This window comes from Legionella pneumophila subsp. pascullei (assembly GCF_900637585.1).
Taxonomy (GTDB): Bacteria; Pseudomonadota; Gammaproteobacteria; order Legionellales; family Legionellaceae; genus Legionella; species Legionella pascullei.
The window spans coordinates 653931-669044 of the sequence record NZ_LR134380.1 but is presented as its reverse complement, the minus strand read 5'-3'; the positions used below and the strand labels follow the sequence as shown (position 1 = coordinate 669044).

Below are 15114 nucleotides of genomic sequence, written 5' to 3'. Positions count from 1 at the left end.
AAAATAAAAAAGAAATCGCAACAATTTCTTATGTTAATAAGCTTTTTATTAGGGATGTCACAAGTCATGGCTTTAGAAATTATTACTATAGAAAAAAAAGAAAACCATCACATGCTAAAAACCCGGGCTGAAAATATTCAATTTCCCTTGAATCAAGAAGATAAAGAATTAATTGAAGCAATGAAAAAAAAATTATATACATTGGGAGGAGTTGGTTTGGCAGCACCACAGGTCAATTCTGCCAAACAAATTATCGCAGTTTATATCCCTGAAGAAGCTCAGCTTTTGCGTAATAATGCAAAACTTTATCCGATGCATATCTTAATCAATCCGAATTACGAACCTCTGCCAAACACTCGTATTATTAGTGATTTTGAGGGTTGTTATTCAGTGTCCAGTAAAGCAGGCAAAGTACCAAGATACGATGAAATTCAACTAAAGTACTATGATGAAGAAGGGACAGTTCATCAACAAATCGAAAATGGCTTTTATGCCCGTGTTTTGCAACATGAAATTGATCATCTCAATGGAGTGTTAATCACCGATCGTTTAACTCCCGATTGTGTGCAAGGGAGTATTGAAGAAATGATGACTATTCGTCGTGCCGAGTTGACTGAAGAAAAACGAAAATTATTTGATCAAATCATGGCAAAAAAACTTAAAAAATAACAAGGCTTATCCAGTTTATCCTATATGAATTGGCTTTAATGATAAACTGCTCTTGGTAATTTTTTTGCTTGTTCAACCCAGGTGACTACTTGAGATAATCCAGGTATGTGTAGCGCCAAATGACATTTTTCATTTTTCTCTTTCAATGAGCTATAAAGTTGTTCAGGGTTACAATGTGCTAACTCAGGAATGGAGTCAATACCAGCCTGCTCCAGAAGTTCGGCATATTCTTCATTAATGCCATTCACGCGCGCAAGATCAGCTTGGTTGGTCCATTTTAAAATCAATTTATGACTGATTCCTGTTTGCTCAGCTACCCTAAAACGTCCTCTGCGACTACTGCAAACACGTAACAAATCGTCCTGACTTTCAATCCCCACTCGCTTTAACATTTCAGCGTATTTTGGGCCTATGCCTTCCAGTTCAATTAACTTGTGCATTTTATTTCCAGTCTTCTACTACTATATTATATATATAAAATTATAGAATATAATGTGCAATTATTAATCAAAACAAGCATTGAAGAAATTTCGACCTCACGTGTTAAAAAAAAATCAATTCATTTGGCAAAACTCAACAATTTCATTATGATAATAACTTTCATTTCAGTCCCTGGTGAGATAGAAAAATGCACAAGAACAAGAATAATATAGTCAAGATATTTTTATTAGTTTTAGGACTGTTTGCCAACACCACCAATCATGCCTGGTATGGGCCAGGAATCACTATCGGTGTTCCTCGAGGAAATGTTCACTATTACGGAGATGATATCAGAGTGTATAATCCATGGGGATATGGCTACTACGATAGAACTTATTACTATAATGGAGGAAGAAACATTATCGTTCCCAATGTGATTGTACCAAATGTTGTGATCAACGTACCCGTTCAAAGGTATTATGTGCCGTCCTGTGAAGAAATGGAAGTTTGTGATCCTTATGGACAATGTTGGTTAGAACAATTTTGCAGATAAATTAAAAACCAATCAACTAATGCTTTTGGGACTTCGCCTATTATTAGGAGGAGAGATTATAATTTTTTTAAGGACAAAAATGTCGGAAACTATTGGGTACGCTGCCTACAAGGCGAGAGCTCCTTTAAAGCCTTTCACTTTTGAACGCCGTCCTGTTGGCATAAAGGACGTAGCAATAGATATTTTATTTTGTGGTATCTGCCATTCAGACTTGCATCAAGTCAATGATGACTGGGGAGGAGCATTTTATCCTATGGTCCCGGGACATGAAATCATTGGGCGAGTCAAGGAAGTAGGACATCAAGTCCACCGGTTCAAAGCAGGAGATCTGGTGGGCGTTGGCTGCATGGTTGATTCCTGCCGTCAATGCTCCTATTGCCATCAGAATGAAGAACAATATTGTAAATCCGGGGCGACTTTTACCTATAATAGTCAAGACAATCATCTAGGTGGTGTAACCTACGGTGGTTATTCCAAATATGTTGTCGTTAAAGACGATTTTGTATTAAAAATTGATGAATCTCTCGACCCGGCTGCTGCGGCGCCATTACTCTGTGCGGGAATAACAACATACTCCCCCTTGAAAAGGGCTAAAGTAGGTAAAATGAGTAAAGTAGGCATCGTCGGTTTGGGAGGACTAGGTCATATGGCTGTTAAATTAGCCCGTGCCATGGGAGCTTTTGTGACAGTTTTTACAACTTCGGAAAATAAAATAAACGCAGCAAAGGATTTGGGCGCCAATAATGTTGTCTTGTCTACCGACAGCAGTGCCATGCAAGCACTTGTCAATCAATACGATTTTATTCTTGATACTGTTTCAGCCAAACATGATCTTGGTCAATATTTAAACCTTCTTAAAGTAGATGGGAAACTAACCCAGGTTGGACTCCCGCCGGATCCGCTTGAAGTTCCCATGTTTCCTGTTATTTTAAAAAGACTGAGCATTAACGGCTCATTGATTGGTGGAATTAAAGAGACACAAGAAGTTTTGGATTTTTGCGCGACACATGGGATCACCGCAGACATAGAATTAATAAAAATGCATGAAGTAAATTCTGCCTATGAAAGACTGCTAAAAGGAGATGTGAAATATCGATTTGTTATCGATATGTCAACTTTGGATTAAATGAGCTCGGTATAAAAGGCTGCCAGTTGACCTTTTATACCACGGAGCAAATATTATTCCTGGTTTTTGATCTTGGGGAAAACTTTAATTTTGGTTATAAAAGAATCTTGTATTTTTTCAATCAAGGCATCAAATTCAACAAATTGAATCATTTCACCTTCGGTTGGTAATTTTCCTCGGCGCGTAATGATAAGTCCATATAGTGTATTCAGTTCTTCTTCATCCGGCGATAAAGTAATATCGCAATCAAGAGCCCGCTCTAAAGAATAAAGGGAGCAATCTCCTTTTGTCGTTATAGTCCCGTCCGCATTTTTTACCCAATCTTCATGGGTTTTATGAAACTCGTCTTTAATCCGTCCAATCAGTACATGGAGCAAATTATCCAAAGTTACAAATCCAAGTAAACTCGATTTGTGTTTATATACCAAAGCAAAATGAGGCATACCGGCCCGGAACTTACGAAGCAAATCCATAGCGGGTAATTTATGACTGACTTTAAGTACTGGTCGTACATAAGGTTTTAAGGTATTAATGTCTTTCTGGAGCAATAGATCGGCAAATAAATCCTTAACATGGATTACACCAATCATTTCCTTAGCCTTGGAATCATACACAGGATAACGACTGTAACGATATTTTAAAATTTTATTTTTAATCGTTTCGAATGGATCATTGATATCTATTATGATCATTTCATCTTCAGGACGCATCACCTCAGTGACATTTAACTCGGCCAAATCGAGAGTATGCTCCAGGATTTCACGTTCGTCTTCCTTTAATTCCGATTGAAGATGCTGCCCACTTAAAATTAATTTAAGCTCTTCACTGGAATAAAAACCTTCATATTCGTTTTTTACATCCATGCCAGACAGTTTGAGAAAAAAATTGGAACAGTTATTTAACAACCAAATGGCGGGATACATTATCCAATAAAACCAATACAAAGGAACTGCCGTCCATATTGAAATCAATTCAGATTGCCGAATCGCAATGGATTTGGGCATGAGCTCACCGATTACAATATGAAGAAAAGAGATAAGAAAAAATGCAATAAAAAAAGAGGATATAGTAACGATATGAACCGATGAAATGCCCAAAGCAATAAATAATGGCTCCAATAACTCCGCAAAGGCAGGCTCTCCAATCCAACCCAATCCTAATGAGGCAAGAGTAATGCCCAACTGACAGGCTGATAAATACGCATCCAGATTTTGATGAACTTGCTCAAGAATACGGCCTCTTAATCCGTAACTTTCTTTAATGGATTGAATTCGCGTGGTTCTGAGTTTAACCATCCCAAATTCGGCCGATACAAAAAAGGCATTGAGAAGCACCAACAGGAATGCAATAAAAATTAACAGGATGTTATACATTAAAAATATTCCATTTTATGATTTAATTTCATAGGACTTACGAAAAATCCCAATCTCTTCGTTAAAAAATATTTATAATTTGGTCATTTAGTTTATCTAAACTCCCTCATTAGAAATATTTTTTGCCTTAACCTTGGGATTTTTCGTAAGTCCTGTTTCCTATTCGGTCGTACCTTCACTAAAAAATGTGATTGAATCCTTTATGTTAATAGAATACCTCAGTCCTGGCGAGTTTAAAATGACATCCAATACCTGAAAACAGCAGCGCTCCTATTGACAAATGGAAACACAATTTGTTAATTTAATTCATCAAGAGATGAAATTAACTCAACCTGAAAAGATTATGAATCATCCAGTCAATAAAACATACCATGAATTTTTTGCAAATTCTTATGCCAATGTTTTGCTGTGCGGTGATTCTGTGTCTACCGATAATCTTTCAATCATTATTATTATCTTGCCCTCTTTACCCTAGAGCGGTCAGCTATTGCTAATTCTCTGCCTCTCTAGGGAGGCTTCCAAAGAGTTAGCACTAACTGGTTTCAACTGGAGGGCATCATGAATCAAAACTGTTTCAAACCAAGGAATATTTACGTCTCGTTGGTGATGTGGGCATTGCCATTATCTTTTTTTACTTTTCAGTTCTTATTACGTCTTTGGCCTGGGTTAACCATGCAAGACATTATGGCGCAATTTTCAATTGATGCCGCAAGCTTTGGTCTTATAGCCGCATTCTATTATTATGGATATGCTGGAATGCAAATCCCGGTAGCCTTGCTGCTGGATAAATTTGGGGCTCGCTTCATTGTATTTGCCTTTGCACTATTATGTGGCATTGGAACTTTACTTTTCATAGGTACCAATAATTTTTACTGGGCCCTTTTAGGCAGGTTTTTGATAGGCATAGGCTCTGCAGCTGGCTTCCTGGGCGTCTCCAAAGTGGTATCAGAATGGTTCAGCCATTCACAGTATTCCAAAATGATCGGGCTTTCCTTTAGTGTGGGCTTATTGGGAGCAATCTATGGAGGGAAACCACTTGCCCACCTGATACAGAGTTTTAATGGACAACAGGTTGGCCTTGCTTTGGCAATTTTCTCCATCACCTTAGGATTCTGTGCTCTTTTGATCTTGCGCTCCCCCCAAAATAGTGCCCAAGTAGAAAGAAAAACAATAAATTTATCTCAATGTTCCTTTTTATTTTCTTCATGGGTCATCTGGGCCCTTGCTCTTGCTAATTTATTAATGGTTGGAGCCTTGGAAGGATTCGCAGACGTATGGGGCGTGCCTTATCTTATCGCCAAATATGGATTGAATAAAGCTGACGCAGCCTTTCTCATCTCGTTTATTTTTATAGGGATGATATTTGGTGGTCCATTGCTCGCCTTCCTCAGTCAAAAAATTGGTAACTACTTTGTAATTGCAGCCTGTGGTGCTGGTTTGGCATTTCTATTCCTGATACTTCTTTACTCCTCGATCCCTCACTGGTGGCAACTGGGAACGCTCTTCTTTGCAATTGGGCTGTTGTGTTGCTATCAGGTTATTGTATTTGCCGCAGGTTCTACCTTGGTTCCCTATGAGTATTTAGGCGTCACCATCGCCTTCTTGAACTGCATCAATATGTTAGGAGGGTCTTTTTTTCATACTTTGATTGGTAAATTAATGGATAGCAGTTGGAGCGGACAAATGAGCGCTAATGGACTTAAATTATATGAAATCAACTCGTATCAATGGGCTTTGTCACTCATTCCATTCTGTGCCTTATGTGGCAGTTTGCTTATTGTATTGATTCATATCAAAACAAGAGCTTATGCGACTCCAGGGTTTATGCAAAAGACTTCATTGACTGGAGTTTAACTATGGAAAAAATTTTTTGGTCAAACCCCTATCAGTATACACTCGGTACAAAAGTAATCTCAATTAATGACAACGAGATTCTATTAGAAAAAACCATCGCGTATTCATTTTCAGGAGGACAGGAAAGCGATAGAACGTTCATCAATGGCTTTGAAGTACTCAGTTCACGAATAGATGGAAATCTTATTTATTACACCTTGCCCGATGGCCATAATCTTGCACCCAATGATGCAATCACTATGACTATAGATTGGCCTCGAAGGTACCGGCTGATGCGTCTTCATTTTGCGGCAGAACTGGTTCTGGAGCTTGTCACCAGAACCAGTATGCTTGAAAAAGTTGGAGCCCACATCTCGGAGTTCAAAGCTCGAATAGATTTTAAAGCAAATTTTAATATCGCTTCTATTTTTGACCAGCTGCTTGATGAATATAATGCAATCATTAGACAAGATCTGGTTATCCATAAAGGATACCATGATGTGAGAACTCAACGGCGGTTTTGGAAAATAGACGGTTTTGCCGAAGTACCTTGCGGGGGAACACACGTTCATTCCACTTCGGAAGTGGGCTTTATTCGTCTCAAACGCTCGCATCCTGGCAAATCCATTGAGCGCATTGAAATAACCCTGATGGATGATAGTAAATAATACACCTCATGCATAAGCTGATTGTTTTGCTTTAGGGCAAGGCGCGAATGTTTTGGGAGCTAAGTTTACATGTTGTAAATGAGCTTTGCTGAAACGTTTACATCGCGACAGTAAAATGGAAAAGGCTGCTTATGCAAGAGGCTGGGTAAAACGCCAATACAGACAAAAATATAGAAAAAGAATAAAAAATCGCCTAAATTACCCCATTTGACTTTGTCGCTATTAACCTGTGAGCACTATTTATCATGGAACTGCCCAATCATTTCTCTACTGTCTATGTGACAAAACCGGAATTTATAGAAGCACTTTCTGAGGAATTAGGTGAAGTGTCTACCAGGATAGGCTCTCTGATTTTTTCTCCTCATCAGAAGCTTGATGTTTGTTTTGCACTGGATGTATGGCTTGAGCCTCAGATAATACCATTTCAATCCATTTCAGAAGCAGCAAAAATATTGAGGCAAGCAGGAAAATTCTGGTATTTGCACCCTATTGCTGAAATTCGCCGATCGCGATTGATTGAGGAACAACTTCGCAAGTGCACATCACTCATGTCCCACTTTCCGGTTGCCCATGACATTCCACCCATAGGTGTATTTAGTCTTCTTGATAGAAATACACTACTCTTTAGTGCCAAACGACTAAAAAAATGGCCGGATGGACAATGTTATTTTATCGAAGACAAAGTCAATCCTCCAAACAGGGCTTATTTAAAATTATGGGAAGCCTTGTTTCTGTTAAATAAATACCCCAAGCCCGGTGAAACAGTTTTAGATTTGGGAGCATCCCCTGGAGGTTGGACTTACGTGATGCAATCTCTTGGAACCCAAATCACTTCCGTCGATAAAGCGGAACTGGATGTGAAAATCATGACCCTACCTGGCGTTACATTTTTAAAGCAAAGTGCCTTTGCCCTGGAGCCCGAACAACTCAAAGAACCTTATGACTGGGTACTTTCCGATGTTGCCTGCTATCCTGACAGAGCCTATAACCTCATCAAAAAATGGATAGCATCAAAAAAAGCAAAACATTTGATTTTTACCATCAAACTACAAGGAAAAACGGACTTAAAGGCAATCAAACCTTTTCAGTCCATACCTAATTCCAAAGTGATCAATCTATTTTATAACAAACATGAAGTCACTTTTTTTTATCCAGTATAAACACCCCTAAGACTTAGTCATTAGGGTGAAAAAACCAAAATGATGAACTAATACTTAATTGTCTCTGGCTTAAGCTCTTGAAAAATCAAATGAGAGAACTTTCTCTATGCTTGACTGCTTTAAGGCAAGCGCCAACAATCGATCAACCCCTAGAGCAACCCCGCTGCACGGTGGTAACCCATGATCCAGAGCTTCCAAAAGATAGGCATCGGCTTCCATTGCTGTCAGTCCTTTTTGCTTTCTGTGTTGCTGATCCAGCATAAAACGTTTTTTTTGCGCTTCAACATCGGTCAATTCATGAAAACCATTAGCTAATTCAACCCCCTGATAGTACACTTCAAAGCGCTCAGCCACACTCTCGTTGACTTGTGCCAGGGCAGCCTGGGAGGCAGGGAAGTGATACACAGCAACAGGGCTTGACTCTTGTGCCAAAAAAGGCTCCACAACATGACTCATTAATAAAAACAGATATTGATCCCTGTCTTGTTCTTGAGGAAATAAGACTCCATCCAAATCATGCTGTACTAATATCTTGTTTAATTGCTCTATTGAGGTTGAAAAAGGATCAATGCCGCAAGCCTCTTCAAAAACCTGTTGATAGGTTTTTCTGGTCATGGGCTGAGATTTAAGAATAATTTGCAACAATAAATCCACTTCATCCATCAAAACATGATGATCGATGTTTAATTGATACCATTCAAGTAAAGTAAATTCAGGATTATGCCAACGCCCCAGCTCGTCATCGCGAAAAACTCGCGCCAATTGAAAAATAGGCCCACTGCCTGCGGCTAACAGCCGTTTCATATGGTATTCAGGGGAAGTTTGTAAATAGTATGTTTCACCTCTGAAAATCGCTTTGATATTGCTCAGGTAAATATCAGTAACCCCATGACGCGCCATCACAGGAGTTTCCACTTCCAGATAGTGGCGTTCATTAAAGAATTGACGGATTTGACCTATTAACCCCGCTCGCGCACGTAATAATTGAATGGAAGCAGAAGGCAGCCAGGAGTTATCAGACATGATCAATAAAAGATTCCCAATTCCAGGCGAGCAGCCTCTGTCATGCGGTCTTGGGACCAGGGTGGTTCCCACACGAGCTCAACGGTGCAATCGCTGACTCCTTCAACCTGATTGACTGCCTGCTCCACCGTACCTGGAAAGGTTTGCGCCACAGGGCAGCCCGGGGTCGTTAGCGTCATCTGAATATGAACATGGCCTTCGTCATTAACGGCAATATCATAAATCAAGCCCAGATCATAAATATTGACAGGAATTTCGGGATCATAAACTCCTCTCAACGCTGTGATAACGCTTTCCTTTATTGATTCGTTACTCTGTTTTTTCTTAAAACCAAACATGAGTTGCCTCTGGTCTATTCTGCGGTAGACAGACAAATTCTTTCATGAGCCGACCGTATCGCCATAAAATTATTCTGTCTTCACCACTTCTGTTTCTTTATTTAAAGCCGCTTCCAAAGTATGCCAAGCCAAAGTAGCGCATTTAACACGGGCAGGGAATGCTTTAACCCCAGCAAGAACTGTTAATTTATCCATGGAAACCAAATAATCTTCTTCATCTTGTGTCAGCATTCGATGAACACGATGAAATAGCTCATGAGCATCTTTGATTGATTTGCCCTTTAACGCATCAGTCATTAACGATGCAGAAGCTTGGGAGATAGCACAGCCACATCCTACAAAACTTAGATCACTAATCAAATCACCCTGTAATTTGAGGTAAACCGTTAGTTTATCTCCGCATAAAGGATTAAACCCTTTCGCTTCGGTGGTCGCATCCTCCATCGCATGATGGTTACGAGGATTACGATTGTGATCGATAATGATTTCCTGGTAAAGTTCCCGCAACTCCATACTCATGCAAATACCTCTTTCACTCGTTGTAAGGCTTCCATACAATAATCAATTTCTTTAAACGTATTATAAAAGGACATAGAAATACGAGAAGTCGCAGCAACATCGTAGAAATCCATCAAAGGCATAGTACAGTGATGTCCGCTGCGTATCGCTATACCTTCACTATCCAGAATGGTCCCAATATCATGGGCATGAATTTTTCCATGGACAAAAGAGATAATGGGTACTTTGTTGGCAGCCGTTCCAATAATATTGTACCCTTTTACTGATTCAATGGCCTTGGTAGCATAGTTTAATAATTGTGCTTCATATTCGGCTATCGCATCCAAATCCAATGACCAAATATAATCAATTGCAGCAGCCAAACCAATTGCCCCTGCAATATTCGGAGTGCCTGCTTCAAATTTTTGGGGGATGGCCGCGTATTCTGTTGCGTCAAAACTTACGGAGTTGATCATTTCACCCCCGCCTTGATAAGGGGTCATGCTATTTAATAATTCTTCTTTTCCCCATAAAACACCTATCCCTGTGGGACCATACATTTTATGTCCGGAAAAAGCATAAAAATCACAATCCAAATCTTGAACGTCCACAATCAAGTGAGCCGTTGCCTGTGCCCCATCGAGCAACACTTTAGCCCCTACTTCATGTGCCATTTTAATCATTGTTTTTACAGGATTAATGGTCCCTAAAGAATTGGAGGCGTAATTAATTGCAACCATTTTAGTATTTTCATTTAACTTTCTTTCAAATTCTTCAAGTATTACCTCGCCATTTAAAGAAATAGGGGCAACTTGCAGTTTGCAACCCATTTTCTTACAGACCATTTGCCAGGGCACTATATTGGAATGATGTTCCATATGCGTTATCAAAATTTCTTCATCGGGTAATATACGAGGGGCTACAAGGCTCTGGGCCACTAAGTTAATGGCTTCCGTTGTACCGCGTACAAAGATACATTCTCTCGGTGTTCTGGCATTAATAAATCGTTTTACTTTCGCTCTGGCTGCCTCATACATTTCCGTAGCCCTGACACTCAAGGCATGAACTCCACGATGTACGTTTGAATTATCATTCTCATAAAATTGAGCAATAGCATCAATCACAGTCTTGGGTTTTTGAGTCGTCGCTGCGTTATCAAAATACACCAAATCATACTCATTGATTTTTTGGTGCAAAATAGGAAAATCTTTCCTGATTTTGTTGACATCAAAAGATGTCATTAATGACAGATTAGTACTCATTTGCGTACCCCAACTGTTGAGTTAATAAATGACCCATCCAATCAGCCAAATCACGATTTGGAATAAGGCGCAAATTATCATTGGCAAACGCCTGGATTAAATAATGAGAAGCCTCGTCTCTGCTAATACCACGTGTTGCCAAATAAAATATTGCTTCTTCATCGAGTTGCCCAACCGTAGCGCCATGCGAACATAAAACATCATCAGCGAAAATCTCTAGTTGCGGTTTAGTATCAATTTCTGCGTTTGCGGAGAGAAGCAAATTTTTATTTTGTTGTTTGGCATCGGTATGTTGCGCATTTTTGGCTACAATAACCTTGCCATTAAATACCGCTCTGGAATGCCCCTTTAAAATCCCTTTGTAATCTTGCTCGCTTCGACAATTAGGCACCAAATGATGCACCACAGTATGATGATCGACATGTTGCCCATCTCCTGGCGCGTAAATTCCATTCATAAGGCATTGAGCATGTTCTTCGTGCATAGATACGCTTATATCACTACGTACTAACTTCCCTCCCAAACTTAAAGAGTGGCTGGAAAATTGACTGGATGCGGATTGCTTAACCGATAAATGGCCTAAATGGTAAGCTGATTTACTTTCTCTTTGAATTTTATAATGATTAAGTTTCGCATCTGCTCCCAGAAACACTTCCGTAATACTGTTAGTGAAATAGCAAATGTTTTCTTCGCCATGATATTCTTCAATAAGAGTAGCCTGAGATTCTTTTTCCATAAGAATCAAATGTCTTAAATGCACAGCCTGGTTCATTTGATCTTGCCTATGCTTTAAAACGATGGGTTGTTCCAGGCAAATTCCCGCAGGAATATAAATAAAGACTCCACATTGGATCATCGCTGTATTTAAATAATGAAAGCCATGTTCCTGCTCTAAAATCTTTCCAAGGTGGGGCTTAATCAAATCAGCATAATGTATTAAAGCAAGAGATAAAGGCAGAATTAACACGCCCTCAGGCAGAGCGTTAATCCACTCATTCTCTTGGGAAATGAATCCATTTTGTATTAAAAACTGGTTTTTGACTGGTGAATCGTCAAAGACAGTTTTAAGAACAGGTTTTACTGTAGAAGCAGGTTGTACAAAATACTGCTTTAATAGTGGGTCAACGAGAGTATACTTCCATTCCTCGTCATACCGACTGGGAAAACCACGACGCTTCAAATCAGTTAATGCTTTAGACTGCAACTGCGCAAGCCAAGGTATTTGCGATACACCTGATTGAGCTTGCTGTTGATAATAATCCAAAATATCACTCATAACTGCTCCACTTCTTCAAGCCAGCTATAACCTTTTTTCTCCAGTTCCAGCGCCAAAGATTTATCTCCTGATGTAATAATACGGCCACTTGCCAATACATGAATAAAATCAGGCTCAATATAATCCAGTAAACGCTGATAATGGGTCACTAAAATAATAGAGCGCTCAGGAGAACGCATCGCATTAACCCCTTGAGAAATAATTCGTAATGCGTCGATATCCAAGCCAGAATCGGTTTCATCAAGAATGGCTAGCTTGGGTTCCAAAGCGGCCATTTGTAATATTTCATTACGTTTCTTTTCCCCGCCTGAAAATCCTTCATTAATACTTCGGTATAAAAAGCTTTCGTCCATATCCAGAAGCTGGCATTTTTCTCGAATAAAACTTAAAAATTCTATGGCATCAAGGGTATTTCTCCCTTGCCCTTTGCGAACCGCATTCACTGAGGCCTTAAGGAAGTTGATATTGGTTACACCAGGAATTTCTACCGGATATTGAAAAGACATAAAAATACCGGCCCGTGCTCTCTCCTCCGGGGACATGGGCAACAAATTTTGTCCCAAATAGGATATTTCACCACGAGTTATTTCATAAGAAGGATGCCCGGCCAATACCTTGGAGAGAGTACTTTTCCCAGAACCATTAGGTCCCATAATCGCATGAACCTCTCCTGGTTTAACCTCAAGATTAATACCTTTTAAAATAGACTGCCCATTGACAGCAACATTGAGTTCTTTAATTTTTAACATATTAACCTACTGCCCCTTCTAAGCTTATACCTAATAATTTCGTTGCTTCCACGGCAAATTCCATAGGTAATTCTTTTAAAACTTGCTTACAAAATCCGTTCACGATCATGGAAACCGCGTCTTCTGTATCGATACCGCGTTGCTGGCAATAAAACAATTGCTCTTCACTAATTTTTGAAGTAGTTGCTTCATGCTCTACTTGTGCCGTTGGGTTTTTGACTTCTATATAAGGAAAGGTATGCGCTGAACACTGACTACCCATTAACATGGAATCGCACTGAGTATAATTACGTGCGTTTGTAGCTGTTGGCGCGATACGCACCAATCCACGATAAGCATTATGGGCACGGCCGGCGCTTATCCCTTTCGAAATAATTGTTGAGCGCGTATTTTTCCCTAAATGAATCATTTTGGTGCCTGTATCAGCTTGTTGAAAATTATTGGTTAAGGCAACAGAATAAAATTCTCCAACAGAATCATCACCTTGCAAAATCACACTGGGATATTTCCAGGTAATGGCTGAACCTGTTTCAATTTGTGTCCAGGAAATTTTCGATTTCTTACCCCGACAAGCTCCACGCTTGGTCACAAAATTGTATATCCCCCCTTTACCTTCTTTATCCCCAGGATACCAGTTTTGTACCGTTGAATATTTTATTTGAGCCCCATCTAACGCGATCAATTCGACGACTGCAGCATGCAATTGATTTTCATCTCGCATCGGAGCAGTGCACCCTTCCAGGTAGGACACATAGCTGTCAACATCAGCAATAATAAGTGTCCTCTCAAATTGTCCAGTTGAAGCAGCATTGATCCTGAAATAGGTAGATAGCTCCATGGGACATCTCACCCCTTTAGGGACATAAACAAATGATCCGTCACTAAACACAGCAGAATTCAAAGCGGCATAAAAATTATCCCTGTAAGGGACAACTGAGCCCAGATATTTTTTGACCAAATCAGGATATTGATGTACCGCTTCCGATAATGGACAAAAAATCACTCCTTTTTCAGCTAATTTCGCTTTAAAGGTAGTCGCAACGGAAACACTATCAAACACGGCATCAACAGCAACGCCTGCCAGCATTTCCTGTTCTCTTAAAGGGATACCTAATTTCTCATAGGTTTTTAACAATTCAGGATCAACCTCATCGAGACTTTTAGGAGCATCCTTTTTACTTTTAGGTGCTGAGTAATAGGAAATTGACTGATAATCAATTGGAGCATAGTGCACGCTTGACCATTCAGGGTGAGGCATAGTGAGCCAGTGCCGAAATGCTTTCAACCGCCACTCAAGCAAAAACTCAGGTTCACCTTTAATTGCAGACAAACGACGAATGACATCCTCATCCAATCCAGGAGGAAAAGTTTCAACTTCTATGTCAGTTACAAAACCATGTTGATATTCTCTATCGAGCAGAGAATTTAGTTGCTCACTGCTTTTAGCCACGATTTACTCCACTTGCTAATTGCCGAACTCGCTCAACATCCCTTGTTGGAAGAGTTGGTTTTGCCAATGCTTCCAAACTGACACTATCAAGAGCAGTTTCTATCGCATGGCTTATTAAGCGCCAATTTCCCTGAATGGTACATACTCCCTGTAAAAAACAATCATTAGGTTGCATACTACATTCTGTGAAACCTCTGTGCTCTTCCAAAGCAAATATGATTTGAGACACAGATATTTCAGCCGCCGGTCTTTGCAGTCTATATCCGCCCGACACACCACGAACTGAAGTTAACAACCCTGCACTAGTCAGACGTTTTAGAATCTTACTAACAGTTGGTACCGTTAAATGCGTATGTAAAGCGATATCTCGCGCGTTGCACAATTCCTGCGGATGCTTGGCTAGATAAACCATTACAACTGTTCCATAATCGGCTAACTTACTGACGCGCAGCATAACACCCCCCACACGAATAATCTAGTACCAAATAAGTCTTATTTTCAGATAGAGCAAAAGAATATCTTCATTAAGAACAAGGATTTGACAATTGCTTAGTGAGTCAATATCACCTGATCATCTCAATGAGTTTTTCTGATACCATCATCGAAAGCAAAATTCTATTACCTTATTATAAATATAGTACTAATTTAGTTCTATATTCAATAAAAGTAAGATTTTACCTTATTGACAAGGAAAGAAGCAAATAAAATCTTCTATT

The 15114-nt window shown here is 39.6% G+C and carries 17 protein-coding genes; 7 read left to right on the top strand and 10 right to left on the bottom strand.

Annotated features, from left to right (window positions below; all coding sequences use genetic code 11):
• The first annotated feature begins 66 nt into the window (after nt 1-66).
• Complete coding sequence (def, locus tag EL201_RS03180) at nt 67-669, top strand: peptide deformylase (RefSeq protein ID WP_027223666.1); 603 nt, start codon at nt 67-69, stop codon at nt 667-669.
• 35 nt (nt 670-704) lie between these two features.
• Here the strand turns inward: def and EL201_RS03175 are convergent, their stop codons facing one another.
• On the bottom strand, nt 705-1109 hold the full coding sequence (locus EL201_RS03175; protein WP_027223665.1) for a DUF4332 domain-containing protein: 405 nt from the start codon (nt 1107-1109) through the stop codon (nt 705-707).
• A gap of 188 nt (nt 1110-1297) precedes the next feature.
• On the opposite strand from EL201_RS03175, the gene EL201_RS03170 reads away from it, so the two are divergent.
• The gene (locus EL201_RS03170; protein WP_027223664.1) at nt 1298-1642 is read left to right on the top strand and encodes a hypothetical protein; all 345 of its coding nucleotides are present in this window, start codon (nt 1298-1300) and stop codon (nt 1640-1642) included.
• A 79-nt stretch (nt 1643-1721) separates the two neighbouring features.
• Nucleotides 1722-2768: an NAD(P)-dependent alcohol dehydrogenase gene (locus EL201_RS03165; RefSeq protein ID WP_027223663.1), complete on the top strand. Its 1047-nt coding sequence runs from the start codon at nt 1722-1724 to the stop codon at nt 2766-2768.
• A gap of 53 nt (nt 2769-2821) precedes the next feature.
• Here the strand turns inward: EL201_RS03165 and EL201_RS03160 are convergent, their stop codons facing one another.
• The gene (locus EL201_RS03160) at nt 2822-4141 is read right to left on the bottom strand and encodes a hemolysin family protein (RefSeq protein WP_027223662.1); all 1320 of its coding nucleotides are present in this window, start codon (nt 4139-4141) and stop codon (nt 2822-2824) included.
• A gap of 280 nt (nt 4142-4421) precedes the next feature.
• On the opposite strand from EL201_RS03160, the gene EL201_RS03155 reads away from it, so the two are divergent.
• The 4 genes from EL201_RS03155 (at nt 4422) to EL201_RS03140 (ending at nt 7802) form a co-directional block, all read left to right on the top strand.
• Complete coding sequence (locus tag EL201_RS03155) at nt 4422-4616, top strand: hypothetical protein (RefSeq protein WP_027223661.1); 195 nt, start codon at nt 4422-4424, stop codon at nt 4614-4616.
• Between the two features lie 83 nt (nt 4617-4699).
• Nucleotides 4700-5995 carry an MFS transporter gene (locus EL201_RS03150; protein ID WP_027223660.1) on the top strand — a complete coding sequence of 432 codons (1296 nt, stop codon included), beginning with the start codon at nt 4700-4702 and terminating at the stop codon, nt 5993-5995.
• A 2-nt stretch (nt 5996-5997) separates the two neighbouring features.
• Entirely contained in the window at nt 5998-6642 is a 645-nt protein-coding gene (locus tag EL201_RS03145; protein WP_027223659.1) for an alanyl-tRNA editing protein, read from the top strand.
• Nucleotides 6643-6887: 245 nt separating this feature from the next.
• A complete protein-coding gene (locus EL201_RS03140; RefSeq protein WP_027223658.1) occupies nt 6888-7802 on the top strand; it encodes an SAM-dependent methyltransferase in 915 nt (304 codons plus the stop codon).
• A gap of 69 nt (nt 7803-7871) precedes the next feature.
• On the opposite strand, the gene epmA is transcribed toward EL201_RS03140, so the two are convergent.
• The 8 genes from epmA to EL201_RS03100 all read right to left on the bottom strand — a co-directional run bounded on the left by epmA (nt 7872) and on the right by EL201_RS03100 (nt 14852).
• The gene (gene epmA / locus EL201_RS03135) at nt 7872-8825 is read right to left on the bottom strand and encodes an elongation factor P--(R)-beta-lysine ligase (protein WP_027223657.1); all 954 of its coding nucleotides are present in this window, start codon (nt 8823-8825) and stop codon (nt 7872-7874) included.
• Nucleotides 8826-8827: 2 nt separating this feature from the next.
• Entirely contained in the window at nt 8828-9163 is a 336-nt protein-coding gene (locus tag EL201_RS03130; RefSeq protein WP_027223656.1) for an SUF system Fe-S cluster assembly protein, read from the bottom strand.
• A gap of 69 nt (nt 9164-9232) precedes the next feature.
• Nucleotides 9233-9682: a Fe-S cluster assembly sulfur transfer protein SufU gene (sufU, locus tag EL201_RS03125; protein ID WP_027223655.1), complete on the bottom strand. Its 450-nt coding sequence runs from the start codon at nt 9680-9682 to the stop codon at nt 9233-9235.
• Complete coding sequence (locus EL201_RS03120; RefSeq protein WP_027223654.1) at nt 9679-10923, bottom strand: aminotransferase class V-fold PLP-dependent enzyme; 1245 nt, start codon at nt 10921-10923, stop codon at nt 9679-9681. The genes sufU and EL201_RS03120 overlap by 4 nt, the downstream gene beginning before the upstream one ends.
• Complete coding sequence (gene sufD, locus EL201_RS03115) at nt 10913-12199, bottom strand: Fe-S cluster assembly protein SufD (protein WP_027223653.1); 1287 nt, start codon at nt 12197-12199, stop codon at nt 10913-10915. Before sufD ends, EL201_RS03120 begins: the two co-directional genes overlap by 11 nt.
• Nucleotides 12196-12948, bottom strand: a complete 753-nt coding sequence (gene sufC / locus EL201_RS03110) for a Fe-S cluster assembly ATPase SufC (RefSeq protein WP_027223652.1) — start codon at nt 12946-12948, stop codon at nt 12196-12198. Before sufC ends, sufD begins: the two co-directional genes overlap by 4 nt.
• Nucleotide 12949: 1 nt before the next feature.
• On the bottom strand, nt 12950-14398 hold the full coding sequence (sufB, locus tag EL201_RS03105) for a Fe-S cluster assembly protein SufB (RefSeq protein WP_027223651.1): 1449 nt from the start codon (nt 14396-14398) through the stop codon (nt 12950-12952).
• Nucleotides 14391-14852: an SUF system Fe-S cluster assembly regulator gene (locus EL201_RS03100; RefSeq protein WP_011214819.1), complete on the bottom strand. Its 462-nt coding sequence runs from the start codon at nt 14850-14852 to the stop codon at nt 14391-14393. Before EL201_RS03100 ends, sufB begins: the two co-directional genes overlap by 8 nt.
• Between the last annotated feature and the right edge of the window lie 262 nt (nt 14853-15114).